Source organism: Bradyrhizobium sp. I71, assembly GCF_022354745.1.
In the GTDB taxonomy this organism is placed as follows: Bacteria; Pseudomonadota; Alphaproteobacteria; order Rhizobiales; family Xanthobacteraceae; genus Bradyrhizobium; species Bradyrhizobium liaoningense.
On record NZ_CP059398.1, the window covers coordinates 7,335,679 to 7,361,831 of the forward strand.

Annotated in this window: 27 protein-coding genes; 18 read left to right on the plus strand and 9 right to left on the minus strand. The window is 65.1% G+C overall.

Annotation, left to right across the window (positions count from 1 at the left end; translation table 11 throughout):
- On the plus strand, positions 1–594 hold the full coding sequence (locus FJV43_RS34825; protein WP_028177572.1) for a class I SAM-dependent methyltransferase: 594 nt from the start codon (positions 1–3) through the stop codon (positions 592–594).
- A 3-nt stretch (positions 595–597) separates the two neighbouring features.
- Here FJV43_RS34825 and FJV43_RS34830 read toward each other — a convergent pair whose 3' ends face one another.
- A complete protein-coding gene (locus FJV43_RS34830; RefSeq protein WP_239623437.1) occupies positions 598–996 on the minus strand; it encodes an MAPEG family protein in 399 nt (132 codons plus the stop codon).
- A 62-nt stretch (positions 997–1,058) separates the two neighbouring features.
- The gene (phaC, locus tag FJV43_RS34835) at positions 1,059–2,867 is read right to left on the minus strand and encodes a class I poly(R)-hydroxyalkanoic acid synthase (protein ID WP_239623438.1); all 1,809 of its coding nucleotides are present in this window, start codon (positions 2,865–2,867) and stop codon (positions 1,059–1,061) included.
- Between the two features lie 251 nt (positions 2,868–3,118).
- On the opposite strand from phaC, the gene FJV43_RS34840 reads away from it, so the two are divergent.
- From FJV43_RS34840 to FJV43_RS34860, 5 genes are all read left to right on the plus strand, one after another.
- Entirely contained in the window at positions 3,119–3,394 is a 276-nt protein-coding gene (locus tag FJV43_RS34840) for a hypothetical protein (protein ID WP_239623439.1), read from the plus strand.
- Positions 3,395–3,607: 213 nt separating this feature from the next.
- Positions 3,608–4,828 (plus strand): LL-diaminopimelate aminotransferase, encoded by a 1,221-nt coding sequence (locus FJV43_RS34845; protein WP_239623440.1) that lies wholly within the window; start codon positions 3,608–3,610, stop codon positions 4,826–4,828.
- Between the two features lie 29 nt (positions 4,829–4,857).
- Positions 4,858–6,174, plus strand: a complete 1,317-nt coding sequence (locus FJV43_RS34850) for a homoserine dehydrogenase (protein WP_239623441.1) — start codon at positions 4,858–4,860, stop codon at positions 6,172–6,174.
- A gap of 80 nt (positions 6,175–6,254) precedes the next feature.
- Complete coding sequence (gene glpX / locus FJV43_RS34855) at positions 6,255–7,256, plus strand: class II fructose-bisphosphatase (protein WP_239623442.1); 1,002 nt, start codon at positions 6,255–6,257, stop codon at positions 7,254–7,256.
- A gap of 141 nt (positions 7,257–7,397) precedes the next feature.
- On the plus strand, positions 7,398–8,117 hold the full coding sequence (locus tag FJV43_RS34860; protein WP_239623443.1) for a haloacid dehalogenase type II: 720 nt from the start codon (positions 7,398–7,400) through the stop codon (positions 8,115–8,117).
- Positions 8,118–8,191: 74 nt separating this feature from the next.
- Here the strand turns inward: FJV43_RS34860 and FJV43_RS34865 are convergent, their stop codons facing one another.
- Entirely contained in the window at positions 8,192–9,163 is a 972-nt protein-coding gene (locus tag FJV43_RS34865) for an MBL fold metallo-hydrolase (protein ID WP_239623444.1), read from the minus strand.
- A 173-nt stretch (positions 9,164–9,336) separates the two neighbouring features.
- The gene (locus FJV43_RS34870) at positions 9,337–10,002 is read right to left on the minus strand and encodes a GntR family transcriptional regulator (protein ID WP_239623445.1); all 666 of its coding nucleotides are present in this window, start codon (positions 10,000–10,002) and stop codon (positions 9,337–9,339) included.
- A gap of 118 nt (positions 10,003–10,120) precedes the next feature.
- Here FJV43_RS34870 and FJV43_RS34875 point away from each other — a divergent pair, with 118 nt between their 5' ends.
- The 6 genes from FJV43_RS34875 to FJV43_RS34900 are packed head-to-tail and all read left to right on the plus strand — an operon-like array spanning position 10,121 to position 16,327.
- Positions 10,121–10,915, plus strand: coding sequence for an enoyl-CoA hydratase/isomerase family protein (locus FJV43_RS34875; RefSeq protein WP_239623446.1), 795 nt, complete (start codon positions 10,121–10,123; stop codon positions 10,913–10,915).
- Between the two features lie 9 nt (positions 10,916–10,924).
- A complete protein-coding gene (locus FJV43_RS34880; RefSeq protein ID WP_239623447.1) occupies positions 10,925–12,184 on the plus strand; it encodes a CoA transferase in 1,260 nt (419 codons plus the stop codon).
- 59 nt (positions 12,185–12,243) lie between these two features.
- Positions 12,244–13,236, plus strand: coding sequence for a tripartite tricarboxylate transporter substrate-binding protein (locus FJV43_RS34885; RefSeq protein WP_239623448.1), 993 nt, complete (start codon positions 12,244–12,246; stop codon positions 13,234–13,236).
- A 57-nt stretch (positions 13,237–13,293) separates the two neighbouring features.
- On the plus strand, positions 13,294–13,776 hold the full coding sequence (locus FJV43_RS34890; RefSeq protein WP_239623449.1) for a tripartite tricarboxylate transporter TctB family protein: 483 nt from the start codon (positions 13,294–13,296) through the stop codon (positions 13,774–13,776).
- An 11-nt stretch (positions 13,777–13,787) separates the two neighbouring features.
- Positions 13,788–15,326: a tripartite tricarboxylate transporter permease gene (locus FJV43_RS34895; RefSeq protein WP_239623450.1), complete on the plus strand. Its 1,539-nt coding sequence runs from the start codon at positions 13,788–13,790 to the stop codon at positions 15,324–15,326.
- Complete coding sequence (locus tag FJV43_RS34900) at positions 15,323–16,327, plus strand: 4-hydroxythreonine-4-phosphate dehydrogenase PdxA (RefSeq protein ID WP_239623451.1); 1,005 nt, start codon at positions 15,323–15,325, stop codon at positions 16,325–16,327. Before FJV43_RS34895 ends, FJV43_RS34900 begins: the two co-directional genes overlap by 4 nt.
- A 21-nt stretch (positions 16,328–16,348) precedes the next feature.
- Here FJV43_RS34900 and FJV43_RS34905 read toward each other — a convergent pair whose 3' ends face one another.
- From FJV43_RS34905 to FJV43_RS34915, 3 genes are all read right to left on the minus strand, one after another.
- Complete coding sequence (locus FJV43_RS34905; RefSeq protein WP_239623452.1) at positions 16,349–16,777, minus strand: cupin domain-containing protein; 429 nt, start codon at positions 16,775–16,777, stop codon at positions 16,349–16,351.
- A 50-nt stretch (positions 16,778–16,827) separates the two neighbouring features.
- Positions 16,828–17,571 carry an SDR family oxidoreductase gene (locus tag FJV43_RS34910; RefSeq protein ID WP_239623453.1) on the minus strand — a complete coding sequence of 248 codons (744 nt, stop codon included), beginning with the start codon at positions 17,569–17,571 and terminating at the stop codon, positions 16,828–16,830.
- A 401-nt stretch (positions 17,572–17,972) separates the two neighbouring features.
- Positions 17,973–19,049: a methyl-accepting chemotaxis protein gene (locus FJV43_RS34915; protein WP_239623454.1), complete on the minus strand. Its 1,077-nt coding sequence runs from the start codon at positions 19,047–19,049 to the stop codon at positions 17,973–17,975.
- A 288-nt stretch (positions 19,050–19,337) separates the two neighbouring features.
- Between FJV43_RS34915 and recJ the strand changes: the two genes are divergently transcribed.
- From recJ to FJV43_RS34930, 3 genes are all read left to right on the plus strand, one after another.
- Entirely contained in the window at positions 19,338–21,179 is a 1,842-nt protein-coding gene (recJ, locus tag FJV43_RS34920; RefSeq protein WP_239623455.1) for a single-stranded-DNA-specific exonuclease RecJ, read from the plus strand.
- 92 nt (positions 21,180–21,271) lie between these two features.
- The gene (locus FJV43_RS34925; RefSeq protein WP_239623456.1) at positions 21,272–22,081 is read left to right on the plus strand and encodes a glucose 1-dehydrogenase; all 810 of its coding nucleotides are present in this window, start codon (positions 21,272–21,274) and stop codon (positions 22,079–22,081) included.
- A 96-nt stretch (positions 22,082–22,177) separates the two neighbouring features.
- Positions 22,178–22,975, plus strand: a complete 798-nt coding sequence (locus FJV43_RS34930; protein ID WP_239623457.1) for an aldolase — start codon at positions 22,178–22,180, stop codon at positions 22,973–22,975.
- A gap of 104 nt (positions 22,976–23,079) precedes the next feature.
- Here FJV43_RS34930 and FJV43_RS34935 read toward each other — a convergent pair whose 3' ends face one another.
- Complete coding sequence (locus tag FJV43_RS34935; RefSeq protein ID WP_239623458.1) at positions 23,080–24,309, minus strand: lytic murein transglycosylase; 1,230 nt, start codon at positions 24,307–24,309, stop codon at positions 23,080–23,082.
- 146 nt (positions 24,310–24,455) lie between these two features.
- Here FJV43_RS34935 and FJV43_RS34940 point away from each other — a divergent pair, with 146 nt between their 5' ends.
- Complete coding sequence (locus FJV43_RS34940) at positions 24,456–24,719, plus strand: hypothetical protein (protein ID WP_239623459.1); 264 nt, start codon at positions 24,456–24,458, stop codon at positions 24,717–24,719.
- Positions 24,720–24,786: 67 nt separating this feature from the next.
- Positions 24,787–25,038, plus strand: coding sequence for a hypothetical protein (locus FJV43_RS34945; RefSeq protein ID WP_239623460.1), 252 nt, complete (start codon positions 24,787–24,789; stop codon positions 25,036–25,038).
- 29 nt (positions 25,039–25,067) lie between these two features.
- On the opposite strand, the gene FJV43_RS34950 is transcribed toward FJV43_RS34945, so the two are convergent.
- On the minus strand, positions 25,068–25,619 hold the full coding sequence (locus FJV43_RS34950; protein ID WP_239623461.1) for a MarR family transcriptional regulator: 552 nt from the start codon (positions 25,617–25,619) through the stop codon (positions 25,068–25,070).
- Positions 25,620–25,673: 54 nt separating this feature from the next.
- Here FJV43_RS34950 and FJV43_RS34955 point away from each other — a divergent pair, with 54 nt between their 5' ends.
- On the plus strand, positions 25,674–26,153 hold the full coding sequence (locus FJV43_RS34955; RefSeq protein WP_239623462.1) for a carboxymuconolactone decarboxylase family protein: 480 nt from the start codon (positions 25,674–25,676) through the stop codon (positions 26,151–26,153).

Here is a 26,153-nt window from a genome sequence, read left to right on the forward strand (position 1 = left end):
GTGGACGAAGCGACCTTGCAATTCTACCGCGGCCATGCCGCGTCCTATGCTGGCTGGGCGAAGGCACCGTCGACGCGGCTGCTTGACTTCCTGGCCCTGCTGCCATCCGGCGGCGCGATCCTCGAGCTGGGCTGCGGCGCCGGCAATCATGCGGCGGTGATGCTGGCCGAAGGGTTTTCGGTGCGCGCGACCGACGGTTCGCCTGAAATGGCCGAGATTGCCTCGCAGCGGCTCGGTCATCCCGTCGAGACGATGCGGTTCGACCAGCTGGACGCGCAGGAGGCCTATGACGGCGTCTGGGCCAGTGCCTGTCTCCTGCACGTCCCGCGCGACGAGCTTGCCGGCATCCTCGGGCGCATTCATCGTGCGCTCAAGCCTTCGGGCGTGTTCTACGCCAGCTACAAGATGGGCGAGGGTGACGGTCGCGACAGCCTCGATCGCTACTACAACTATCCGCCGCGCGAATGGCTCGAGGCGACTTACGCTGGCGCAGGTCCGTGGATCACGCTGTCAGCCGAAACCAACGTGATCCAGAGTTTCGACAAGACGCCGGCCAACATGCTGCATCTCGTCGTTCGCAAGGTCGCGGCCTGATCTCTAGAAGATATTGAAGATTGCCAGCGCCAGCACGGCCTGCGCGAGGAAGCCGACGGTGAAGGCGAGCGTGCGGAACACCGGGATCCCGAGTGCATAGACGATCAGATGTGCGACGCGCGACCAGAAATAGACGGCGCAGGCGAGCACGGTCCATTTCGTGGAATAGTCGATCGCGTTCAGGATCAGCACCAGCGGGGCGAAGATCACGAGATTCTCGACCGCGTTGTCATGCGCGAACATCAGCCGGTTCGCCCATTCCGCCTGCGGCTTGTCGCCGCGCGACGGGTTGGCCATGGCACCGCTGAGCCCGCGAACCTGGCAGCGATTGATGGTGTAGGGAATCCAGAGGATCCCGGTCAGGATCACCGTCAATGTCAGCCAGAACAATTCGCGCGTCATAGTCCGGTTCCCTCAGTCGTCGCGGTGGTGCAAGCGAGCTTATACAAGCGCGGGAGATTCCGCTATGCGCGAACCCTGACATAGCTGCCGGGCGCATCCTCGATCGGTGGGAATGCTTCGCTGCCGACCGCCCGCGCCGGGACTTCCTCGGGATCGAGTTCGCCCAGCCATTGGCGCCAGTCCGTCCACCACGAGCCCTTGTGCTCCACGGCGTCCTTCATCCACTGCGCGATACTGACGTCCTTGATGTTGTCGTTGGTCCAGTACTGGTACTTGTTCGAAGCGGGCGGATTGACCACGCCGGCGATGTGGCCCGAGCCGGACAGGACATACTTCACCGGACCGCCGAAGAACTGCGAGCCGTACAGCACCGATTCGGCCGGAGCGATGTGGTCCTCGCGGGTGGCGAGATTGTAGACGGGCACCTTCACCTTGGAGAGGTCGAGCAGGGTGTTGTCGAGCACCATCGTGCCGGTGGAGAGCCGGTTCTCCAGGTAGCAATTGCGCAAGTAATAGGAATGGTTGGCTGCGGTCATCCGTGTCGCGTCCGAGTTCCAGTGCAACAGGTCGAACGCGCTCGGCTGCTGGCCCTTCAGATAGTTGCTGACGACATAAGACCAGATCAGGTCGTTGGAGCGCAGCATGTTGAAGGCCATCGCCATCTTCGAGCCTTCGAGCACGCCGGCGGCCTTCATGTCCTGCTCGAGCGCCAAGATCTGCTCCTCGTCGACGAACACGAGGAGATCGCCGGCATGGGTGAAGTCGATCTGGGCGGCGAAGAACGTCGCGGACGACACGCGCTGGCGGCGCTTCTCGGCGAGCCAGGCGAGCGTGGTCGCGAGCATGGTACCGCCGACGCAATAGCCGGCGGTGTGCACCTTCATCTCGCCGGTGACCTTCTCGATCACGTCCATCGCCGTGAGCGGGCCCTCCTTCATGTAGGCTTCCCAGCTCTTGTTGCCGAGCCGCTTGTCCGGATTGACCCATGAGATCACGAACACGGTGATGCCCTGATCGACACACCACTTGATGTAGGATTTCTCCGGCTTCAGATCGAGGATGTAGAACTTGTTGATCCAGGGCGGCACGATCAGGAGCGGCGTGCGCAGCACCTTCTCCGTGGTCGGAGCGTACTGGATCAGCTGCATGATCTCGTTCTGGTAGATCACCTTGCCCGGCGTCGTTGCCATGTTGACGCCGACGACGAGATTGTCCGGATCGGACTGGCGGATCTTCAGCATGCCCTTGCCGGCCGCGATGTCCTCGGCCAGCATCTTCAAGCCGCGCGCGAGGTTCTCGCCGCTGCTCGCCACCGTCTCGCGCAGCACCTCCGGATTGGTCAGCACGAAGTTGGACGGCGACAATGCGTTGATGACCTGCTGGATGTAGAACTCCGCCTTGCGGCGGGTCTGCGGATCGAGCCCTTCGGCATCGCGCACCAGCTCCTGCGCCCATTTGGTCGTGAGCAGATAGAGCTGCATGACGAAGTCGAAGAACTGGTTCGACTTCCATTCCGGATCGGCAAAGCGCTTGTCGCGCGGCGAGGGCGCGATCGCGGGCTGGGCGTCCTGACCGGCCATGCGGCGCACCGCCGAGCCCCAGAGGTCGAGATAGTCCTTCGCGAGCTTGGTCTGCAGATCGGAGGAGCGGGAGGTGTCCGACAGCCAGTATTCGGCGACCGACGTGAAGGTCCTGACGACCTCGGCAAGCTCGGCCGGCGGGCGATCCTGCACCTCGCCGCTCTCGCGCGGCTTGAGATAGGCGGCGAGCGCCTTGCCGCCGCTCTCCATCGCCCGCGCGACATTCATCGCGAAGGCTTCCGCGTCGAACTTCGTCCCGGGTTTCGGCGTGTCGGTTGTGGCCATGCTCATGAGCAGAACAGTAACGATTCATTCCGTATTCGTCACCGCGAAGCTCGCATGTTTGACGTTAAACACTCTCGAAGATGTGTTGCACTGCGACAAATCTTCTTGGTTCCGTCACAATCGAGCCGCACCGCTCGTCTTGTTGGGCCGGGGCTGTTTTCGCTCGCACCATTTGGGCAGCAATGGTTTGAGCTTGGGCGCGGTCTTGGGTAAGGTTGCCCGGGGCCGTGCTTTGGGACGAGTAGGGGATTTCCCAAGTGTTGGCGTTATGGGACCTGAAAAAGATGCGGCCGATCTGCAGCGTGCTGCTGCTCGCGGCGCTCGCCCTCGGCGGATGCTCGAGCCAGCTCGCGGATCTGACGCCGGGGGATGCACAGCCGCATGTCAGGGAGCCCGGCACGTATCTGCCTGTGCATGACCTGCCGCCGGATCGCGATGAGGCGATCATCCCGCCGGACCGGCGCGCCAAGATCGAGGCCGAGCTCGCCGCGGCACGCGATCGCCAGGCGGTGGCCGCCAAGGACGCCAAATGAGGCGCAAGGTAATCGCTGGCGCCTCAGCCTTGCCGTGCTAAAAGATTCCGGTTCAGCCAAGAGTCAGGGCGAACGACTTCAGTCCTCGTCGTCGATGATTGCTCTAAGTATTTGATTTTGAGTGATTTTCGCGATGAGCATGAGCGCCTTTTGAAATGGCCCTCGTGGTCTGTCGATTCTGTCCTGACCGGTTGCCCGGAGCCCTAGAGAGCCATGGAAGAATTTTACCGCATCCGCCGCCTGCCGCCTTACGTATTCGAACAGGTCAACCGGGCCAAGGCAGCCGCGCGGAATGCCGGGGCCGACATCATTGACCTCGGCATGGGCAATCCGGATCTGCCGGCGCCGGCGCATGTGCTGGAGAAGCTGAAGGAGACGCTGGGCAAGCCGCGCACCGACCGCTACTCGGCCTCCCGCGGCATTCCCGGACTGCGCAGGGCCCAGGCCGGCTACTACGCCCGCCGTTTCGGCGTGAAGCTCAATCCCGAAACCCAGGTGGTGGCGACGCTGGGTTCGAAGGAAGGCTTTGCCAATGTGGCGCAGGCGATCACCGCGCCCGGCGACGTCATCCTCTGTCCGAACCCGAGCTATCCGATTCATGCCTTCGGCTTCTTGATGGCGGGCGGTGTGATCCGCTCGGTGCCGTCCGAGCCGACGCCGCAATTCTTCGAGGCGGCGGAGCGGGCGATCGTGCATTCGATTCCGAAGCCGCTGGCGCTGGTCGTCTGCTATCCCTCGAACCCGACCGCCTATGTCGCGAGCCTCGATTTCTACAAGGACCTCGTCGCCTTCGCGAAGAAGCACGAGATCCTGATCCTGTCCGATCTCGCCTATGCCGAGGTCTATTTCGACGAGAACAACCCGCCGCCCTCGGTGCTCCAGGTGCCCGGCGCGATGGACGTCACCGTCGAGTTCACCTCGATGTCGAAGACGTATTCGATGGCCGGCTGGCGCATGGGCTTTGCAGTCGGCAATGAGCGCGTGATCGCGGCGCTCGCCCGCGTCAAATCATACCTCGACTACGGCGCGTTCACGCCGGTCCAGGTCGCCGCGACCGCCGCGCTGAACGGTCCGGACGATTGCATCAGGGAGATGCGCGACACCTACCGGAAGCGCCGCGACGCGCTGGTGGAATCGTTCGGCCGTGCCGGCTGGGAGATCCCGCCGCCGGAGGCCTCGATGTTCGCCTGGGTGCCGCTGCCGGAAGCCTTCCGCAGCGTCGGCAGCATGCAGTTCGCGACCCTGATGGTGGAGAAATCCGGCGTTGCGGTCTCGCCCGGCGTCGGCTTTGGCGAGCATGGTGAAGGATATGTCCGCATTGCCATGGTGGAAAACGAGCAACGGATCAGGCAGGCCGCGCGCGGCGTGCGCCGCTTCCTTGAAAGCGGCATCGAAACGTTGCACAACGTCGTTCCGCTCGCCAATCGGCGTTGAGTTCTCTTCGGCAGGTTTTCTAAGACATCATGGTTGCACCCCTGAAAGTGGGCATAGCGGGGCTCGGCACCGTGGGCGCCGAAGTAGTCCGTTTGATCGAAACGCAGGCGCGCGTGCTCGCGGGCCGCAGCGGCCGCGGCATCCGTGTCGTCGCCGTCACTGCGCGCTCGAAGGCCAAGAAGCGCGGCGTTGACCTGCGCGGCGTCGAATGGGCCAGGGATCCGATGGCGCTGGCCACCCATCCCGAGGTCGACTGCTTCGTCGAGCTGATGGGCGGCGCCGGCGATCCGGCGCTGTCGGCTGTGGAAGCCGCGCTGAGCGCCGGCAAGTCGGTGGTCACCGCCAACAAGGCGCTGCTGGCCAAGCACGGAATCAAGCTCGCCAAGGCGGCTGAAAAGCACGGCGGCGCGCTGAATTTCGAGGCAGCGGTCGGCGCGGCGATCCCCGTCATCAAGACGTTACGTGAAGGTCTCGCCGGAACCGGCATCGACCGCGTCTACGGCATCCTCAACGGCACCTGCAACTACATCCTGACCCGGATGGAACAGGAGGGGCTGTCCTTCGCCGAATGCCTCAAGGACGCGCAGCGGCTCGGCTATGCCGAGGCCGATCCGTCCTTCGACGTCGACGGCCACGATACCGCACAGAAGCTCGCCATTCTCGCCAGCCTCGCCTTCGGCACGAAAGTTGCTCAAAGTGCGGTGTATGTCGAAGGCATCTCATCCATCGCGCCGGAAGATCTTCGCGCGGCCGCCGATCTCGGCTACCGCGTCAAGCTGCTCGGCGTTGCGGTCCGCACCACCAAGGGCATCGAGCAGCGCGTGCATCCGACCATGGTGCCGAAATCATCCTCGATCGCACAGGTGATGGGCGTCACCAATGCGGTCACGATCGACGGCGAGGGCATTCCGCCGATCACGCTGGTCGGTCCCGGCGCCGGGGGGGCTGCGACCGCATCCGCCGTCGTCGCCGACATCGCCGACGTTGCGCGCGGTATCCGTGCCAATCCGTTCGGCCGGCCGATCTCGCAGCTTCGCGACACCAAGAAGGCGCCGATGGAGCGGCACGAGGGCGGCTATTACATCCGTCTGCTCGCGCGCGACTTCCCCGGCACTGCGGCCGCGATCGCGACGCGGCTTGCAGAACAAAAGATTTCGATCGAGTCGATCGTGCAGCGTCATCCCAATGGCGGCGCTGCGTCCAGCGACGGCAAGGCGGTCCCCGTGCCCGTCATCCTGATCACCTATGCCACGCATGAGGACGCGGTGCGCCGCGCTCTTGCCGCCGTTCAGCGCGACAAGGTCATCAGCGGACGGCCGCAGGTGATCCGGATTGAGAAGAACTGACACGGTTCGAACGAACTGTGGGTGTTACGAGTTGATGCGGACGGAGATTTCCGGCCCAAACGTTTCGAAGGAGTGAGCCGATGTCGACCCATATTGAAGTCCCCCCGCACGCCTTGCTCGAGCGCATTCTGACGCTGGAGATCGTGCGGGTGACGGAGCGGGCGGCGGTGTCCTCGGCGCGGCTGCGCGGGCACGGCAACGAGAAAGCGGCCGACCAGGCCGCCGTCGACGCCATGCGGCGCGAGCTCAACAAGCTGCCGATCCAGGGCACCATCGTGATCGGCGAGGGCGAGCGCGACGAGGCGCCGATGCTCTATATCGGCGAGGAGGTCGGCCTCAAGACCGGACCCGAGGTCGACATCGCGGTCGACCCGCTCGAAGGCACCACGCTGTGCGCCAAGAACATGCCGGGCTCGATCGCCACCATGGCGATGGCCGACGGCGGCACGCTGCTGCACGCCCCCGACGTCTACATGCAGAAGCTCGCGATCGGCCCCGGTTACGACAAGGGCGTCGTCGATCTCGATGCGAGCCCTGCCGACAACGTCCGCCGCCTCGCCAAGGCCAAGGGGGTCAAGCCGGAAGGCATCACGGTGCTCGTGCTCGATCGTCCGCGCCATGCCGACATCATCGCGGGCGTGCGCTCGACCGGCGCCGCCGTGCGCCTGATCACCGACGGCGACGTCGCCGGCGTGATCCACTGCGCTGACCCCGACAACACCGGGGTCGACATGTATCTCGGCACCGGCGGCGCGCCGGAAGGCGTGCTCGCCGCCGTGGCGCTGCGCTGCATCGGCGGCCAGATGCAGTGCCGCCTCATTCTCGACTCCGAGGAGAAGCGCGAGCGCGCCGCCAAGATGGGCGTCAACGACCCCAAGATGATCTACGGCATCGAGGACATGGCGCGCGGCGACTGCCTGTTCGCCGCCACCGGCGTCACCACGGGCTCGCTGCTGTCGGGCGTCAAGTTCCGCAAGGACGGCGTGATCGAGACCGAGACGGTTGTGATGCGCTCCGTCACCGGCACCGTGCGCTACATCAAGGCCGAGCACCGCGAGCTCGCGAAGTTCCATCTGGACTGATCTCTACCGTCATTCCGGGGGGCGCGAAGCGCGAACCCGGAATGCAGAGATTGTTGCGCAAGGTTTTGCGTTCTCAGGGCCGCGCTTCGCGCGGTCCGATCGTCACGGAATGACAACGATAAGAAAATTGAGGATGCGTACATGTCCGATCTCTCCGCCGTCAAAGCCCTCGTCTTCGACGTGTTCGGCACCGTCGTCGACTGGCGCACCAGCCTGATCACCGACTTCATGTGGTGGGCGAAAGGTCGCGGCATCACCGCCGACTGGACCGCGCTCGTCGACGGCTGGCGCGGCATGTACATGGCCTCGATGGACGACGTGCGCCAGCATCCCGAGCGCGGCTACGTCATGCTGGATGATCTGCATCGCCGTTCGCTGGAGAAGCTGGTCGAGAAGTTCGCGATCAAGGGGCTTACCGAGTCCGATCTCGACTACCTCACCAAGGGCTGGCACCGCCTGCATCCCTGGCCGGACAGCGTCGCAGGCCTGACGCGGCTCAAATCGAAATTCGTGATCGCGCCTCTCTCGAACGGCAACGTCGCGCTGCTCACCAACATGGCGAAGTTCGCCGGCCTGCCGTGGGACCTCATCATGTCGGCCGAGCTGTTCGAGCATTACAAGCCCGATCCCGAGACCTATCTCGGCGCTGCAAAGCTGCTTTGCCTCAAGCCGGAGGAGGTGATGATGGTCGCCGCCCACAACGGTGATCTCGCGGCCGCGCAGAAGAACGGGCTGAAGACGGCGTTCGTGGCACGGCCGACGGAATACGGTCCGCTGCAGAAGGTCGACTTCGAGGCGACCGGCAATTGGGACATCGTCGCCAAGGACTTTGGCGGCATCGCCGACCGGCTGGGGTGTTAGCCGACGTCCTCGGATGAAGATGCGCGGGCTGCACATCCGGGCGGCTCGCGGCCGCCCGGAGCTGGTTTGCCGGCCTACAGCGTCATCTTCATCGGTTCCGGATAGTAGTGGAATCCGTCGCCCGCTTTGGCGACGTGGCCGTAGCCGGGCCAGGCGAAGTGATAGGACATCACCGGGGTCTTGTTGGCCGCAAGCATCGTCAGCAGCTTGACGCGCGTGTCCGCCGCCTGCTTCGGATCCGTGTCGTAGGAGAACTCCATCCGCGGCCGCTCCAGCAGCAGCACCGAATGGTGCGAGAGGTCGCCGAGGAAGGCGAACGATTTCCCCGCCGACGAGACCATGAAGATGGTGTGGCCGACGGTGTGGCCCGGTGCCGCGATCGCCTGCACGCCGGGCAGGAATTCCTGGCCGTCCTTGAAGAACACGATGCGGTCGCGCACCGGCAGCAGGTTCTTGCGGGCGTGGACGACGAAGTCCTTGGCCGGGCTGCCGAGCTTGGCCTCGTCGGTCCAGAAGTCGAAATCGGTCTGTGAGATGTAGACCTGCGCGTTCGGGAACAGCGGCTTGCCGCCTTCGTCGACGATGCCGCCGATATGGTCGATATGGGCATGCGAGCAGACGACGGCGTCGATGTCGCCAGGCTTGATGCCGGCCTCGGTCATGCTCTTCTGTTGTCGCCCGGTGCTGGCGCCGAACATTTTCGAGCTGCCCATGCCCGTATCGAACAGGATCAGCTTGTCGCCGGTGTTCACGATCGGCGAGTTCTGTTCGAGCACGACATTGTCCGGCGACAGGAAATTGTCGGCGAGCATCTTCTTGACCTCTTCCTTGGGAACGCCGGTGAAGGTCCCCGAGGGATCGCCGAGCGGCAGCGGCCCGTCGGATACGACGGTCACCTCGGCGTCGCCGAGAGTGAATCGGTGCCAGTAGGGAGTCTGCGTGCCGAGCTTGGGAGCCCGCGCCAGCGCGCTGCTGCCGAGCATGGCGCTGGCGCCGAGTCCCGCCCCGAGTGCGAGCAGGGACCGACGAGAGACATCGATTGTCATGCGTTTCCTCCGCTTTAGTCTTTTATCTTGCTTGTCTTGCGCCATCGTTCGCGCGGTTGCGACCGGCCTGATCAGCCATGTGGCCGGAGGTCGGCAGAAGCCATGCTGCGCCGGTTACGACAAGCTAGCAAGTAGAATTGGTCGGCGGATGCATGCGACCGCGGAATTGCGCGTTACGCAATTCTCAGCGTGAGCTCATTGCCTTCCGTCTCGGCAAAGCCCGCCTGCAGAACCTCTTCGCGCTTGTGGCGGAGATGCGCCCGCAGGATATGGGCGAGGCCGACGCCGTCGCGCCGCTGCAGCGCGTTGAGGATCGCATCGTGCTCCTTCACGGCGAGCGCCCAGCGCTGCGGGGTCATCGGCGTGACATAGCGCGCGCGGCGGATGCGCGCGGTCACCGAGCTGTAGAGCCCCGCGAGCACAGGGTTTCCGGCTGCGCTGACAATGGCTTCGTGAATGGCACGGTTGCCACGGTAGTACTGGATCAGATCGCGCTCGCGATAATGCTGCACCATCTCCGCATGCGCGGCGGCGATCTCCTCGATCTCGGCGTCCGTGATGCGCTCGCAGGCGAGTTCGCCGGCGAGCGCCTCCAGGCCCTGGCAAACCTCGAACAGGTCGCGCATGTCCTTGTCGGTCAGCTTCGCCGCGCGCGAGCCGCGATGGGGCAGCAGCTGCACCAGGCCCTCGGCGGCGAGCACCTTGAGCGCCTCGCGCAGCGGTGTGCGCGAGATCTCCAGCCGTTCGCACAGCTCGCGTTCGGGAATCCGCGCGCCCGGCGGGATTTCACCGTCGAGCAGGATGGCGCGGATGCGGCCAACGACTTCTTCGTGAAGCATGGGTCCTGAGCTCAATTTGAATGCAAAAATGAACTTACATGCGGATATATGCAAGTTCCAGCTTGAAAATCTCGCATTTTGCATTCAAAAATGGAAAAAATAGAAGGGTATTGAGGAAATGGACCTGCAAGTGGCGGCAGAAGACCTCGTCTTCGAGCGCGACGACGGCATCGGGCGGATCACCTTCAACCGCCCGCAGGCCCGCAATGCCTTCACCTTCGCCATGTACGAGCGGCTCGCTGCGATCTGCGAGGAGGCCGACCGCGATCATGCAATCAAGGTGCTGGTGCTGCGCGGGGCCGGCGACAAGGCATTCGCTTCGGGCACCGACATCAATCAGTTTCGCGAATTCAAGACGCCCCAGGACGCGATCGACTACGAGAACCGCATCGATCGCGTGCTGACCACGCTGGAGCAGTGCCGGGTGCCGACGATCGCGGCGATCAACGGGTTCTGCACCGGGGGCGGGGCGGGCATTGCCGCGGCCTGCGATCTCCGCATCGGCACGAAGAGCACCAAGATTGGATTTCCGATTGCCCGTACGCTCGGCAATTGCCTGTCGATGTCCAATGTCAGTCGTCTCACGGCGCTCATCGGTGCCGCGCGCGTCAAGGACATCATTTTCACCGCGCGCCTCGTCGACGCCACGGAGGCCGCGAGTGTCGGGCTGCTCGGCGAAATCGTCGACGATCTTCCGGAGCTTGATCGGCGCGCCGACGAGGTGGCCCGCCTCGTCGCCAGCCATGCGCCGCTGACGCTGAATGCGACCAAGCAGGCCGTGGCGCGCCTGCAAAGGCGGCTGGCGCGGGACGAGGGCGAAGACCTCATTCTGATGTGCTACACGAGCCAGGATTTTCGCGAAGGGCTCGATGCTTTCCTCAACAAGCGCGCGCCGCAATGGCGCGGCCAATAGGACGGGCCGATGCAGAGCGATCGATCGCAATCCACCTCTCGCCGCTCGGGACCGCTGGCCGGCCTCAAGGTCGTCGATCTCACCCATGTCATGGCGGGACCGACCTGCACCCTGATGCTCGCCGACATGGGCGCCGACGTCATCAAGATCGAGAAATGGCCGAACGGCGACGACACCCGTCATTCGGTGCCGCCGAAGATCGGGGACGAGGCGGCTTCCTTCCTGATGATGAACCGCAACAAGCGCGGCATCGTGCTGGACCTGAAGACCGATGGCGGCAAGCAGGTGCTGCGGCGCCTGATCGCGAGCGCCGACGTGCTGGTCGAGAATTTTGCGCCCGGCGCGATGGAGCGTCTCGGTTTCGGCTACGAGGCTCTGCACGCGGAATTCCCGGCGCTGATCTACTGCTCGCTGTCGGGCTTCGGCCGCACCGGCCCTTACAAGCATCGCCGCGGGTTCGATCTGGTCGCGCAGGCCATGAGCGGCATCATGAGCTTTACCGGCGAGCGTCCCGACGGCCCGCCCGTCAAATGCGGCCCCCCGCTGTCCGACATCACCGCCGGCCTGCTCGCGAGCATGGGCATTCTCGCCGCCTACACCCATCGCCTCAAGACGGGTGAAGGGCAGTGGGTCGAGACCTCGCTCTACGAGGCCGCGCTGGTGCAGACCTACTGGCAGTCGACCATCGCGCTGGCTGCCGGCACTGCGCCGCGCGCCATGGGTTCGGCGCATCCACTCAACGCGCCGTATCAGGCGTTCGAAGCCTCGGACGGCTGGCTCGTCGTCGGAGGCGCCAACAAGAAGCATTGGCTCTTGATGCTGGAAGCGCTCGGCGCGAGCGAGCTTGCCTCCGATCCGCGCTTCGTCAACGGAGCCGACCGCATGGCGAATCTGAAGGAGCTCGAAGCTGTCCTGAGCGAGCGCTTTCGCACGAAGTCCCGGGCGCATTGGCTCGCGGCGCTGGACGAGAAGGGCGTGCCGTGCGGCCCCGTGCACGACATGCTGGAGGCTCTGAGCGATCCGCAGACGCTGGCGCGCGAGATGGTCGTCGAGGTCGAGCACTCGACGCTCGGTCCCGTCAAGACGATTGGGCTTCCCATCAAGTTTTCGGAGACCCCAGGCAAAGTGCGATCAGGCGCGCCGGTCTATGGTGAGCACACAAGCGAGGTGCTGGCCGAGCACGGGTTCGATCAGAAGCAGATCGAAGCGCTCGAAAAAGAAGGCGCGATCGTGCTGGCATCGGGAAGACGCGAGGAACGCGTCGCCTGAGTGGACGTGGAGCCGACAAGAACAAAGACAAAATACATAAAAATCAACTGGAGGGAAACATGGGTCGGACGTCAACATTTTTGCTTTCCGCAGCCGTGACCGTGCTCGCCGGCGCGATGCCTGCGTCTGCGGCCTGGCAGCCGCAAAAGCCGATCGAGTTCGTGGCCACGGCCGGCCCGGGCGGCGGCACCGACAATCTTGCCCGCGCGGTGCAGAACATCATCACCAAGCACAAGCTGACGGAGCAGCCGATCGTCGTCGTCAACAAGGGCGGCGGCAGCGGCGCCGAAGGTTATGTCTATGGCAAGGCCTCTGCCGGCGATCCCCACAAGGTGATCTTCGGCACCTCCAACGCATGGCAGCAGCCGCTCGTCTCCAAGGTCGCCTTCAACTACACCGATCTCACCCCGATCGCGGCGATGGCGCAGGACGAGTTCCTGCTATGGGTCAAGCAGGACGCGCCCTACAAGACGGCGGGCGATTATCTGAAGGCGGCCGCATCGGGCGAGTTCAGGATGGGCGGCGCGCAGTCAAAGGACACCGATGAGGTCTTGACGCGCATGATCGAGAAGGCCGGCAAGGTCAAGCTGACCTATATCCCGTTCAAGAGCGGCGCCGAGACCGCCGTGCAGCTCGCCGGCGGTCATCTCGACTCCCACGTCAACAATCCCAGCGAAAGCCTCGGCCAATGGCGCGGCGGCACGCAGCGACCGCTCTGTGTTTTCAGCCCGAAGCGGCTGCCACAGGGCCCCAAGGTGACCGCGACCGAAGGCTGGAGCGACGTTCCGACCTGCGTCGAGCAGGGCCTCGACATCAATCAATACGAGCAGCCGCGCACCGTGTGGCTGCCCGGCAAGGTCACGCCGGAGCAGGCGGCATTCTATGTCGACCTCATGAAGAAGGTGCAGGCGATGCCCGAGTGGAAGGACTACATCGAGAAGACCTCGCAGGTCGACACCTTCCTGACCGGTGCGGAGTTCGACAAATTCATCAAGGAGGATCTCGAGCACATCAGGCAGGTCGCGGGCGAGCAGGGTTGGCTGATCAAGTGAGGCGCGACGACTGCGCGCCATGACGTCCTGTTGTCCCTCGTTCATCAGGGAGCCTCGATGATATCCCGCCGCGCCCTCGAGCTTGCGACCGCCGTCCTCACCGGCGGATTCGGTATCGCCGTCGTCGTCTCCAGTCTGGACAACGGCATCGGCTGGTCGAGTGCGGGTGTGGAGGCCGGCACGTTCCCGCTTCTGACCGGCATCATCATCGTGCTCGGAAGCCTCTACAATCTGGCGCGGGGCGTGCTGCCGGCCGCAACACTGGCGAATGTCCCGATCGCCATCACGTCCACCGAGCTGCGCCGGCTCGCCAGCCTGTTCGTGCCGGCTGCGATTTTCGTGGCCGCGATTCCGCTGGCCGGGATGTATCTCGCTTCGGCGTTTTACGTCTTCGCAGTGCTGGCGGTCCCCCGGCACCAATCCGTGCCCCGTGCGCTCGCCATGGCGGGGGCGACGACACTCGCGCTCTACGTCGTGTTCGAGCGCCTGTTCCAGGTCAGCCTGCCGCACGGCGCGCTCGCCGCCGCGTTCGGGTTCTGACGGAGAGGCCGATGGATAATCTCGCAGACCTCCTGCATGGCTTTTCCATCGCGGTCACCATGCCGCATCTGGCCCTGATGGCAGTCGGTGTGCTGCTCGGTATTCTCGTCGGCGTGCTGCCAGGGCTCGGCGCTCCGAACGGGGTGTCGCTGCTCTTGCCGCTGACTTTCGGCATGCAGCCGGTCTCGGCGATCATCCTGCTCTCCAGCATGTATTGGGGTGCGCTGTTCGGCGGCTCGGTGACCTCGATCCTGTTCAACATTCCGGGCGAGCCGTCCTCGGTCGCGACCACCTTTGACGGCTACCCCATGGCGCGCGACGGCCGGCCGACGACGGCGCTCGCCACCGCCTTCGGCTCGGCGGCCTTCGGCGCGCTGATCGGCGTCATCCTGATCACCTTCCTCGCATCCTGGGTGGCGCAAGTTGCGCTCGCGTTCGGGCCGGCCGAGTATTTTGCCGTCTATTTCCTCGCCTTCGCCAGCTTCGTCGGCATGGGCGGTGCGGCGCCGATCAAGACCGTCGTGGCGCTGGCCATCGGCTTTGCCATCGCCGCCATCGGTATCGACACGGTCTCCGGCAGTGTGCGCCTCACCATGGGTGTCGATGAGCTGGTCAAGGGCGTGAGCTTCGTCGTCGCGGTGATGGGCCTGTTCGGCATCGGCGAGCTGCTGGTCGCGGTCGAGGAGGAGTTTCATGCCCGCGCGGTGTCGTCGAAGATCGATTGGGCCGAGGTGTTTCGCGCCGTCGGCCGCTTGCCGCGGCATGGCGTTGCGCTGTTGCGCAGCGCCGCGATCGGGTGCTGGATGGGGATTACGCCGGGCGGACCGACCGCGGCCTCCTTCATGAGCTACGGCATCGCCCGCCGCTTCTCGCGCCGTGGCCGGCATTTCGGCACCGGCGAGGTTGAAGGCATCATCTCGCCGGAGACGGCCGATCATGCCGCCGGGACCAGCGCGCTCTTGCCGATGCTCTCGCTCGGCATTCCCGGCTCGGCAACCGCGGCCGTCATGATGGGCGGGCTGATGATCTGGGGTCTCAATCCCGGCCCGATGCTGTTCGTCGACCAGAAGGATTTCGTCTGGGGCCTGATCGCCTCGATGTATGTCGGTAACATCGTCGCCGTCGCGCTGGTGCTGCTGACCGTTCCGGTCTTCGCCGCCTTGATGCGGATTCCCTTCGTGGTGATCGCGCCGCTGATCGTGATCATCTGCGTCGTCGGCGCCTATTCGGTGTCGAACTCCTATCTCGACGTGGTGATGATGCTCGGCTTCGGTGTCGTCGGCTATCTCTTCAAGAAGCTGTTCTATCCGCTGGCGCCGCTCGTGCTCGCGATCGTCATCGGCGACAAGGCCGAGGATGCGTTCCGGCAGTCGATGCTGATTTCCAAGGGCTCCCTGGGCATCTTCTTCGCGAACAAGCTGGTGACCTGCCTGATCGTGGGGGGCATCGCGCTGTTGCTGCTTCCGCTCGTGCTGCAGCTTGCGCGTCTCTGGCGTAAGCCCGCGCCCTCCGCGACCGACGCGGTCGCCCCGGACAAGGTGATCATATGACCGCAAATCCGCTCATCGCATTGGCAATGGGGGATCCCGCCGGCATCAGTCCGGAGCTGACGGCCAAGCTCGCGATGCAGGACGACGTCCGTGCGAGCTGCAGGCTCGTCGTCATCGGTGACCGCCGCATCTTCGACGAAGGTGCGCGCATCGCCGGGATCAAGCCGGACCTGATCATGGCGGAGCAGGGAGCCGACCTGCGCGCGGCGACAGCCGACTTGCTGTTCGTCGATCTTCGCCACCTCGATCCCAGCGACGTCGAGCTGAAGACCGCGACGCTTGCCGGCGGCAAGTTCGCGCTGGCGAACTATCGGCACGCGCTCGAACTCGGCCGCAACGGCCAGGTCGATGCCGTCTGCTTCACCCCCTTCAACAAGCAGGCGATGCGTCTTGCCCGTGCCGAATACGACGACGAGATCGCGTTCTCGGCCGAGGTCGTCGGCCTCACGACGCCGGCAAGCGAATTCAACGTGCTGGACCGGCTCTGGAACGCACGGGTCACCTCTCATATTCCGCTCAAGGACGTCGCTGCAAAGCTGTCCAGCGAACGCATCCATCGCGCGCTCAGGCTGACCGATTCCTGCATGCGCAATGCCGGCTTCGTGCGACCGCGCATCGCGGTCGCTGGCATCAATCCCCATGCCGGCGACGGCGGCAGTTTCGGCCGCGAGGAGATCGACGTGATTGCGCCGGCGGTTGCGGCCGGCCAGCGCGAGGGCATTGCCGCCGATGGACCGTTTCCCGCCGATACCGTGTTTCTGCGCGCCAAGGCGGGCGCGTTCGACGCGGTGCTGACGATGTATCACGACCAGGGCCAGATCGCGATGAAGCTGATGGGCTTCGATCGCGGCGTGACCTTGCTCGGCGGTTTTCCGTTCCCGATCTGCACGCCCGCCCACGGCACCGCCTACGACATCGCAGGGCAAGGCATCGCATCGGTTGGGGCTAGCCGCGCTGCTCTGTTGCTTGCAGCCGAAATGGCGGCGCGTCGCGGCCTCTGACGGCACGGAACCGGTCCGGCGTTACTTCGCGATCGGCGTCGTCAGCTCCTTGTCGGTCGTATCCACCACGAAGACGGCAAGCAGCTTCGCGGGCTCGCTATTGCTGGCATTGGCGCTGACGGCGTGCTGGTCACCGGGCCTTTCAGAGAAGTTCTCTCCCTTGTGAAAGACCTTGGCCGGGCCATCATTGACCTGACTGCGGATCGCTCCTTCGAGGACCGTGGCATAGATGAAGGCGGACGGCGCGTGAATGTGGGCCGGCGAGGAGCCTCCGGGGCCGTACTCGACCAGCACGCCCTTCATGCTCTTGCCGGGGACATTTGGCAGCGCCTGGTCAAAGACGATCGTGACCTTGGCCAAGGGGGTGGCCGAGGGAGCGGCGGTCTCGGCTGCATGGGCCGCCAGGAAGGATGCGACATAAACCGCGGTTGCGATCAGCAATCTACGCATGGGATTTCCCCTTCTTTGCCATTTCCATCGTGGTTGAGTTTGGCGGAGCTTCAGAGGCTCGCGAGCCATGTTGCGAGCGGCGTTGTCCCCAGCCGCGCCTCGCCGAGCGGGGTTAGCGACTTGTCGTCAATGAGGGCGCCGTAATAGGGCGCCTTCGGATCCCCCACCACTGGGCGGACATCGCCGGATGCCTTCAGGCGCCGTGCGATGAATTCGTTGAAGGGGGCCTTCTCGGGTCCTGCGATATCGATCGTGCCGTTGAGCGGCCGACCCGTCGCGACCTCCGCGAGGCGGTCGACGACGTCGTCGGCCGCGATTGGCTGAAACTGGGCCGTAGGAACGATGATCTTGCCGTCGATCACCCCGGTTTCGGCGATGGCCCCGAGAAATTCGAAGAACTGGGTGGCGCGCACGATCGAGTAGGGGACCGAGGCGGACTTGATGATGGTTTCCTGCGCCAGCTTGGCACGGAAATAGGCGTTGTCGGGTGCGCGGTCGGTACCCACGATCGAGAGCGCCACGTGATGTTTCACGCCTGCTGCGGCCTCTGCCGCGCCGAGATTCCTGCTCGACCGCTGGAAGAAGTCGAGCACGGCAGCCGGCTCCCAGGACGGCGCGTTGGCGACATCGACGACGACATCCGCGCCCGCCAGCGCCGCGGAAAGGCCTTCGCCGGTCACGGCGTTCACGCCTGATTTCGGCGAGGCTGCCACCGCCTCGTGGCCCTGCTGTTTGAGCTTCGCGACGAGCTTCGATCCGATCAAGCCGGTTCCGCCGATCACGACGATCTTCATGGCATGTCTCCTCGGTCTATCGGAGCGCGAGACGAACCAGGGGAGCTCGCGCTGTCACGTCGATCAACGTGATGCGAAGCGACTCTATGCGAGCCATGGCGCCGGCTCTTGCCTGTAACGGGCGAGCCTTGCCGGAAAATGCTTCAGAAGCTGGGCTGCGATATCACAAGATCGCATCGGAAGGGATCAGTCCCTCATGCCGTGAACACAACCTGCGATGATCCTAGATTGCCAGTGTTTTGCCCGACGTGTCAAAGCGTTTTGACGGAGGCAGGACGGCAGGGAAGCCCTTGAGAAACACCAATGAAAACAACCCTCGGGCTACTGTGCATGGGGTTGTTTTCCAGGATTTTGAGCGGGCAGGCGAGAACGATCGGTTTCGCGAGCGGCCGCTGCCCGCCTCAGGCCCCGCAGACGATCACGCCATACCAGCCGAGGCCCCGGTAGGTCTCGTAGCCGGGCGTCGCATGGAAGGCGAACATCGTGCCGGAGCGGTCCTGATAGAAGCCGGAACGCTGGCCATCCAGCGACAGCGAGATGCGCTCGCTGAGGATGCCCTGGCCGTCGGATGCGGCGATCACGCGAAAATTCGAGTCGACCAGCAGCACGCGGGCCTTGTCGCTGTCGCCCACACGGACTCCTTGCACGATGGCGCGGGCCTGCGGCTCCCAGTCGAAATGGATGGCGAGCACGCCGATCGGTGCGCCATTGGCCTGGCCGCCGTCGCGGACGCTGGCGCAATAGGTCGCGACCTGCGCGTTGCCGAGCAGCGGCTGGTTCTCGACGTCGCCGGCGACATAGTCGTCGCCGGAGCGCAAGGACCGCGCCTCGCGAAACCATCTGGTGTGGGCGACGTTCTGGCCGACGACGCGAAAGCGGTCGGAGCGGCCGTTGGCGACGACGTTGCCGTCGAGATCGCAGAGCCAGAGGTCGAGATAGACCGTGTAGGCCCCCAGGATCACGCCGAGGCGCTGCGAGGCATGGGAGACCGCCGTAGCGCCAGGCGAGGCCGCGCAATCGACCACGGCGGAATCGGTCGCCCACCAGCGCACGTCGCAGGTGCGCTCATAGAGATTGCGGTCGATCAGCTCGATGGCGTTGAGCGACAGGTCGACCATGCGCTCGCCGCGCGAACGCTGGCTCATCCGCTCGATCGAGGAGACGAGATCGCCGGTGCGCTTCGTCAATTGGGTTTCGAGCTCGCGGGCGATGGTCTCGACCTGCTGGCCGACGCCGCGCACCTCCTGCGCCACCACCGCAAAGCCCGCGCCTTGCGCGCCTGCGCGCGAACTCTCGATCAGCGCGTTAAGCGCCAGCATCTTCATCTGATTGGTGATCTGCTGGATCGACTTGGTCTTGTCGATCGCGATCTGGTTGACCTCCGCAGTGAGGCGATTGATCAGCGCGGAGATGTCGGAATCATCGTCCGTGGCTTCGGGGGCAATCGGCTTGGCTTTCAGACCCAGCGCAGCAGACATCGGGGAGCTTCCATTGGCAATGAGGCCTGATCTGCAATGAACGGGGAACAACGACTTACAGATCGAATACGATTCTTTTTCGAAGATTCCGCCTAACGCCTGCTTAATTTGCTGTTCGGCGGAATGCCTAAATGGTAGTCACCCCGGCCGGCCGAGCGGCCATCCACCGCTTTGTGCGGTCGGGCCGTTGCAAATCCGGGCCGATTGCCGGCCAATCCTCCGGAAAGCCAGTAACCATGCGTCCGCGTGATCGCCTGGATCCCGAGCTCCCAACACGTTGCATCCGCCATGACGCCGCCCGCCACCGCCTTGCCCGTCGAAGCGCCCCAGGCTTTCCTGGGCGTGGCGCGTTCGCGGACCGACAAGCTCTGGCGCGACCGTCTGGACGGGCGCGGCGCGGCGCAGGCGCTCGCCATCGTGCAGCGGCACCAATTGCCCGAACTGCTGGCGCGGGTGCTGGCCGGCCGCGGGGTCGATATCGACGCGGTGCCCGACTTCCTCGATCCGACCATCCGAAAGCTGCTGCCGGATCCCTTCACCGTGACGGAGATGGAAGCCGCCGCCAAGCGAATCGCCGATGCCGCGGCGAGGGGCGAGAAGGTCGCGATCTTCGGCGACTACGACGTCGACGGCGCCACCTCGGCGGCGCTGCTCGCCTGGCACCTGCGCCATTGCGGGCTCGATCCGCTGATCCATATTCCCGACCGGATATTCGAAGGCTACGGCCCCAATACCGAGGCGGTGCGGGCGCTCGCCGCCAAGGGCGCGACGCTGCTCGTTACCGTCGATTGCGGCACCACCAGCATCGAGCCGCTCGCTGAAGCAAAACGTCTCGGCATGTCCGTGGTCGTGATCGACCACCACCAATGCGGGCTCGATCTTCCCGAAGTCGATGCGCTGGTCAATCCGAACCGCCCTGACGATCTCTCCGGCCTCGGTCATCTCGCCGCCGTCGGCCTCGTGCTGGTGACGCTGGTCGCCGTAAACCGCGAGCTGCGCCAGCGCGGCTTCTGGACCTCCGAGATGCCGGAGCCGGATCTGCTGGGCATGCTGCATCACGTCGCGCTCGGCACGGTCGCCGACGTGGCGCCGCTGATCGGTCTCAACCGCGCCTTCGTGGCCAAGGGCCTGATCGCGATGCGACGGCGCGACCATGTCGGGCATACCGCACTGATGGACGTGGCGCGGCTCAACGGCCCGCCGGAGGCCTGGCATCTCGGCTTCATGCTGGGGCCGCGCGTCAATGCTGGTGGCCGCATCGGCCGCGCCGATCTCGGCGTGCGGTTGCTGCTGGAAGGCGACAGCGTCGAGGCTGCGCGGATCGCGGCGGAGCTCGATCGCCTCAACAGCGAGCGCCGCGTCATCGAGCAGGCCGCCGAAGCCCAGGCCGAAGCCGAGGCGCTGGCCTCGATCGGGCTGGAGGACAAGCTCGCCGTGATCGTCACGGCCTCGGAAGGCTGGCATCCCGGCGTGGTCGGCCTCGTCGCCTCCCGCCTGAAGGAGAAGTTCTCGCGGCCTGCCTTTGCCATTGCGCTGGAGCCCGGCGGCATCGGCACCGGCTCGGGCCGCTCGATCGCCGGCGTCGATCTCGGCAAGGCAGTGCGGCAGGCGGTTGCCGACGGCATCCTGCTCAAGGGCGGCGGGCATGCGATGGCCGCCGGCGTCACGCTGCGGAAAGAGAAGCTCGCCGAATTCCGCGCCTATCTCGAAAACGCGCTGGCACGCGATGTCGCGGAGGCGCGCCACGTCAACGAGCTCCATATCGACGGCGCGGTCTCCGCACGTGCTGTGACGCCGGAGCTTGCGGCGACGCTCAACCGTGCCGGTCCCTTCGGCAGCGGCAACCCGGAGCCCGTGCTGGCATTGCCGGCGCACCAACTCGTGTTCGCCGACGAGGTCGGCCAGGCGCATCTGCGCCTGCGTTTCAAGTCGGGCGACGGCGCCATGGTCAACGGCATCGCATTCCGTTCGGTCGGCCAGAAGCTCGGCAATGCGCTGCTCGCCAATCGAGGCCAGCAGTTGCATGTCGCGGGCTCGCTCTCGGTCGACCGCTACCAAGGCGCCGAGCGCGTGCAATTCCGCGTCGTCGACGTCGCGCTACCGGACCAGGGGCCATCCGTGATTAGATAGCGCATGATCCGGAAAAGTGCGAAGCGGTTTTGCGACAAGGATCATGCGCGAAATATAACGGCCAACAACAACAAGAAACAATGGGAGTGAACATGACAGGGCAGGTTGAGGGCAAGGTCGCACTGGTGACCGGCGGCGCTTCCGGCATCGGCGAGGCCATCGTCGAGCTGTTTGCGCGCGAAGGCGCCGCGGTCGTCATCACCGATATCGACGAGCTGCGCGGCCCGGAGCTCGCCAAGCGTGTTACAGGCGCCGGCGGCAAGGCGATCTTCCTGGAGCAGGACGTCACCAGCGAGGAGCGCTGGGTGGAGGTCGTCGCCGACATCGCGAAGCGCTACGGCCGGCTCGACATTCTCGTCTCCAACGCCGGCATCGGCATCGCTGTGCCCTCGATCGTCGACATGACGCTTGCTGACTGGCGCAAGCAGAATGCGATCAATCTCGACGGCGTGTTCCTCTCGGTCAAGCATTGCCTGCCCTTGATGCGCAAGACCGGCGGCGGCTCGATCGTCATGATGTCGTCGCTGGCGGGCCTGCGCGGCTCGCCCGGGTTGTCGGCCTATTCGGCGACCAAGGGCGGCGTGCGGCTGTTCGCCAAGTCGATCGCGATGGAGTGCGCGGCGGCGGGCGACGGCATCCGCGTCAACTCGGTTCACCCTGGCATCATCGATACCCCGATCTGGGGCAAGATCCCGACGGGGGCGACCGGCGCCGGCCAGAACGCGCCGATCGATCCGGAGGAGCGCGCCCGCGTCGTCACGCCGCTCGGCCGCGCCGGCCATGCCGCGGAGATCGCCTCCGGCGTGCTGTATCTCGCGTCCGATGCCTCGCGCTACGTCACCGGCAGCGAGCTCGTCATCGACGGCGGCATGAACGCGGGCGGCGTGCCGCGGCGAACCTGAGCCGCGCAGGGCAGGGCGGCGGTTGCAGGGGCTGACGCGCAGCCCCAGTCCCTGTACAAGGCTGGCAGCTCCCGACCGACAGAGGTGTCCTTCGCCATGGCGCACAGCCTTCACGCTTCCTCACCCGCGCCCGCTCCATTCCGCTCCAACCGGCCGGACCTCACGACCGACGCGATCCGCACCGCGCGCGAGGATCTGGCCGCCTGTTTCCGCATGGCGGCGCGCAACGGTTTCGAGGAAGGCATCTGCAACCACTTCTCGGCCGTCGTGCCCGGCCATGATGATCTGTTCCTCGTCAATCCCTATGGCTACGCCTTCCGCGAGCTGACCGCATCGAAGCTTTTGATCTGCGACTTCCATGGCAACGTGCTCGATGGCGAGGGTGTGCCGGAGGCGACCGCCTTCTACATTCATGCCGAGATGCACAAGCGCCTGCCGCGCGCCAAGGTCGCCTTCCACACCCACATGCCCTATGCCACGGCGCTGTCGATGACCGAGGGCGATCCCCTGATCTGGGCCGGCCAGACCGCGCTGAAATTCTACGGCCGCACCGCCGTGGATCGCGACTACAACGGCCTTGCGCTCGACAACGGTGAAGGGGCGCGCATAGCCTCGGCCGTCGGCGATGCCGACATCGTCTTCATGAAGCATCACGGCGTGATGGTGCTGGCGCCGACCATCGCAGAGGCCTGGGACGATCTCTACTACCTCGAACGCGCCGCCGAGGTGCAGGTGCTGGCGATGTCGACGGGACGAAAGGTGTTGCCGGTCGATCCCGCGATCGCGGCCGCGACCTACAAGCAGATGCGCGAAGGCGATGCCGAATCCGCGCGGCTGCATTTGGCCGCGCTCCGTCGGCAGCTCGATGCGGAAGAGCCGCAGTATCGGCATTGACCACTTGTGTCATTCCGGGGCGAGGCGGAGCCTCGAACCCGGAATCCGGAGATGTGGCGCGAGATTCCGGGTTCTCGCTACGCGAACCCCGGAATGACGGGTACCTACGAGCCCTGCCGCAGCTTCGCCAGCACCTTCAGCCCGCCATAGCCATCCGCCGGCGTGATGCCGGCGCGCTGCTGAAAATCCTTCACCGCCTTCATCGTGTCGTTGCCGACGCGGCCGTCGGTGCCGCCGGTATCGAAGCCGGCCTTGGTCAGGCGCGTCTGCATCTCCTGCACCTCGGCCAGCGTCAGCGCACGCTCGGAGCCGGGAAAGGGCTGGATGAAGGGTGGCGCTCCCAGGCAGCGGTCGCCGAGATGGCAGATCGCCAGCGCATAGTTCATGGAAGGGTTATAGCTCTTCACCGAATAGAAATTCGGTCCGAGCAGGAAGGTCGGCCCGCCCGCAACCGGCGTCCACATCTGTGCGGATGCGTTCGGCTGCGGAAACGGCTGGCCGTCGGCACGGGTCACTCCCGCCGCCTGCCACGCCGCGTAGGTGCGGCTTCCGCTCATGCTGCCGGGCGCGCGCACCTCGTAGCCCCAATGCTCGCCGCGATGCCACTTGCCGCGGTTGACGAGATACTTTGCCGTCGAGCCCAGCGCGTCGTCGGGCTTGCCGAATGGCGACACCTTGCCGTCGCCATCATAGTCGATGCCGACGTTGAGCCAGACCTCCGGCATCCATTGCGAATGTCCCATCGCGCCGGCCCACGAGCCGCGCATCTCCTCGGGAGTGCTCCAGCCCTTGTCGACGATGCGCAAGGCGTTGATCAACTCGGTCTCCCAATAGGCCTTGCGGCGTGGCTCGTTCCAGGCGAGCGCTGCGAGCGAGGGAAACACCGGCCTCATGTGGTTCTGCTGCACCAGGGGATCGCCATAGGCGGACTCGACGCCCCACAGCGCCAGCAGCGTGCCGCGTTCGACGCCGAAATCGCGCTCGATGCGCGCAAGCAGCGCCTCGTTGTTCTTCAGCGCGATCTTGCCGTTGATGATGCGCCAGTCCGAGACGCGGCGGTTGATGTATTGCCAGAGCTGCTCGTTGAATTCCGGCTGGTTGCGCATCTGCTTGAATACGCTCATGTCCGGCTCGACCCGCCCCATCGCGCGCTGCCACGTCGCGGCTGAAATACCTTTCGCCATCGCGCGGGCGCGAAAGCTCTCGCGCCATTCGTCGAAGCCCGGAGGCGCGGCGAGAGCGCGTGTCGGGACGGCGAGCAAGGCGGCTGCACCGAACGCCGATTGGAGCAGGGCGCGGCGAGTTGGGCGAGGCGAGGAATCAGCGTGCATCATGGGCGCATTCTAGCCGGAAACATGGCGCGTGTGAGTCGGTTCCTGGAACGGCAGCGATGTGAGAATTCTGCCTGATTGCGTCAGCGGTTCCCACCGGAACAAGTGTCGCACTCCCGCATTCCCTCCACACCAGGAAGGAGGAGAAGATGAGGAAATATCTGCTTGTCGCAGCCATGGTCACCGCCGTCGCAGCGCCTGTGTTCGCCGACGAGGTCGGCGTTCACGTCGGCCCGGCGGGCGCAGGCGTAACGGTCGGCCAGTCGCACGAATATCGTGAGCGCGACCGCGACCGCGACCACGACCGCACCACCGTCATCAGGGAACGCGAGCCCGCCGACCGCACCACGGTGATCAAGAAGGAAGATGAATTCGGCAACCGCAGCAAGACCGTCATTCACGACAACGATTGACGGAGCAGGGTCCCGGCTTGATGCCGGGGCCTTCCTTCGCACGATCGGCAAATTGAATCGGGGTCGAATGAAGATACGCACACATGCGGAAAGCCATGTCGTCGAGCTCGACGACGGATCGCAGTGGCAGATTTTCCCCGGCGATCTCGCGACCACGCTGAGCTGGAAGCCGGAAACCGACTTGCGTCTCGAGCAAAGCCGTGACCGGATGAATTCGCACGTGCTGGTGCATACCGCCGATCAAAGCCGCGTGCGGGTGATCGCGGCGAACGAGACCTGGCCCGACGGCGAGGTCAAGAACGCGTTGAAGGGCGGATAGGCGCGCTGCTGCTGCGGAAGAGGCGGCAATCAACGACCGCGAATGTCGGTCGCCTGGTCCTCCTGCAGATCCTTCGCGATTCCGGCAAGCCAGCGCCGGATCGTGGTTTCCGCCCTTGAATCCAAATCCCGAGCCAGACGCTTCTCCAATTCGAGCACACGCTGCCGGCACGCGTTCAACAGCGTCGCGCCGCGCGGCGTCAGCGTCCATTGCAGGATGCGGCCGTGGACGGGATGAGGTGTCATCACAATCGCGCCGTCGCGTTCGAGGTTGCGGACAATGACACCGACGGTCTGGGGCGTCAGGAAAGTGAGGCGGGCGACATCGGCCCCCGACAAGCCCGGATAGGCGTTGAGCATCGTCAATACCGCGAATTGCGGCGACGTCACGCCGAGATCGGCGAGAGTCCGTTCCATCGTCAGGCGAACCGCGGCATGGGCCTGACGCAGGAGATAGCCGAGATAGCCCTGCTCGCCGCGCTTGCCTTCGCCGGGAGCGGGGACACGCGTGGCGCCGACGGCACGCGCGGGTGCGTTGCGCACGTTTTTCAGTCTTGTGCTGGCAGCGGTCTTGCGTGGCATATCAGAGCTCTTATAAGATATAAGAGCAGTTATAACATTCCGAGGTGAACGGCAATGTCACATGCCCGCAGCGAATACGAGGATTTCAAGAGGATCGCGCCGGACGCGTATGATCTGGTGCTGGCGCTGGGCCAGCTGGCCGGGAAGGCCGGCCTCGACAAGCAGCTGCTCGAGCTCGTCAAGCTGCGCGCCTCGCAGATCAACGGCTGCGCCTTCTGCGTGCAACACCACGTCCTGCTGTCGGAACGGATCGGCGTTCCTGTCGACAAGCTCCATCTGGTCGCGGTCTGGCGCGAGGCGCCGATCTTTTCGCCGCGCGAGCGCGCGGCCCTGGCCTGGGCCGAGGCGCTGACCTGTCTGCCCGATGGCGTCAGCGAGGAGGTCTACGCCGAAGCCTCTGGCGAATTCTCCGAGACGGAACTGACGTACCTGACGTCGGCGGTCGCCTCGATCAACGTCTGGAACCGTTTCGGCGCGGCGTTTCGCTGGACGCCAGCAAAGCGGCCGGTCGCGGCCACCACAGCTGTGTCCTGA

Coding starts and splice junctions, on each gene's coding strand:
- FJV43_RS34880 (WP_239623447.1), top strand. CDS start 10,925: ATGCAGAGCGATCGATCGCAATCCACCTCTCGCCGCTCGGGACCGCTG.
- phaC (WP_239623438.1), bottom strand. CDS start 2,867: ATGAGCATGGCCACAACCGACACGCCGAAACCCGGGACGAAGTTCGAC.
- FJV43_RS34885 (WP_239623448.1), top strand. CDS start 12,244: ATGGGTCGGACGTCAACATTTTTGCTTTCCGCAGCCGTGACCGTGCTC.
- FJV43_RS34845 (WP_239623440.1), top strand. CDS start 3,608: ATGGAAGAATTTTACCGCATCCGCCGCCTGCCGCCTTACGTATTCGAA.
- FJV43_RS34830 (WP_239623437.1), bottom strand. CDS start 996: ATGACGCGCGAATTGTTCTGGCTGACATTGACGGTGATCCTGACCGGG.
- FJV43_RS34930 (WP_239623457.1), top strand. CDS start 22,178: ATGGCGCACAGCCTTCACGCTTCCTCACCCGCGCCCGCTCCATTCCGC.
- FJV43_RS34905 (WP_239623452.1), bottom strand. CDS start 16,777: ATGCGTAGATTGCTGATCGCAACCGCGGTTTATGTCGCATCCTTCCTG.
- recJ (WP_239623455.1), top strand. CDS start 19,338: ATGACGCCGCCCGCCACCGCCTTGCCCGTCGAAGCGCCCCAGGCTTTC.
- FJV43_RS34865 (WP_239623444.1), bottom strand. CDS start 9,163: ATGACAATCGATGTCTCTCGTCGGTCCCTGCTCGCACTCGGGGCGGGA.
- FJV43_RS34935 (WP_239623458.1), bottom strand. CDS start 24,309: ATGATGCACGCTGATTCCTCGCCTCGCCCAACTCGCCGCGCCCTGCTC.
- FJV43_RS34875 (WP_239623446.1), top strand. CDS start 10,121: ATGGACCTGCAAGTGGCGGCAGAAGACCTCGTCTTCGAGCGCGACGAC.
- glpX (WP_239623442.1), top strand. CDS start 6,255: ATGTCGACCCATATTGAAGTCCCCCCGCACGCCTTGCTCGAGCGCATT.
- FJV43_RS34950 (WP_239623461.1), bottom strand. CDS start 25,619: ATGCCACGCAAGACCGCTGCCAGCACAAGACTGAAAAACGTGCGCAAC.
- FJV43_RS34860 (WP_239623443.1), top strand. CDS start 7,398: ATGTCCGATCTCTCCGCCGTCAAAGCCCTCGTCTTCGACGTGTTCGGC.
- FJV43_RS34870 (WP_239623445.1), bottom strand. CDS start 10,002: ATGCTTCACGAAGAAGTCGTTGGCCGCATCCGCGCCATCCTGCTCGAC.
- FJV43_RS34940 (WP_239623459.1), top strand. CDS start 24,456: ATGAGGAAATATCTGCTTGTCGCAGCCATGGTCACCGCCGTCGCAGCG.
- FJV43_RS34890 (WP_239623449.1), top strand. CDS start 13,294: ATGATATCCCGCCGCGCCCTCGAGCTTGCGACCGCCGTCCTCACCGGC.
- FJV43_RS34895 (WP_239623450.1), top strand. CDS start 13,788: ATGGATAATCTCGCAGACCTCCTGCATGGCTTTTCCATCGCGGTCACC.
- FJV43_RS34850 (WP_239623441.1), top strand. CDS start 4,858: ATGGTTGCACCCCTGAAAGTGGGCATAGCGGGGCTCGGCACCGTGGGC.
- FJV43_RS34900 (WP_239623451.1), top strand. CDS start 15,323: ATGACCGCAAATCCGCTCATCGCATTGGCAATGGGGGATCCCGCCGGC.
- FJV43_RS34945 (WP_239623460.1), top strand. CDS start 24,787: ATGAAGATACGCACACATGCGGAAAGCCATGTCGTCGAGCTCGACGAC.
- FJV43_RS34925 (WP_239623456.1), top strand. CDS start 21,272: ATGACAGGGCAGGTTGAGGGCAAGGTCGCACTGGTGACCGGCGGCGCT.
- FJV43_RS34955 (WP_239623462.1), top strand. CDS start 25,674: ATGTCACATGCCCGCAGCGAATACGAGGATTTCAAGAGGATCGCGCCG.
- FJV43_RS34910 (WP_239623453.1), bottom strand. CDS start 17,571: ATGAAGATCGTCGTGATCGGCGGAACCGGCTTGATCGGATCGAAGCTC.
- FJV43_RS34915 (WP_239623454.1), bottom strand. CDS start 19,049: ATGTCTGCTGCGCTGGGTCTGAAAGCCAAGCCGATTGCCCCCGAAGCC.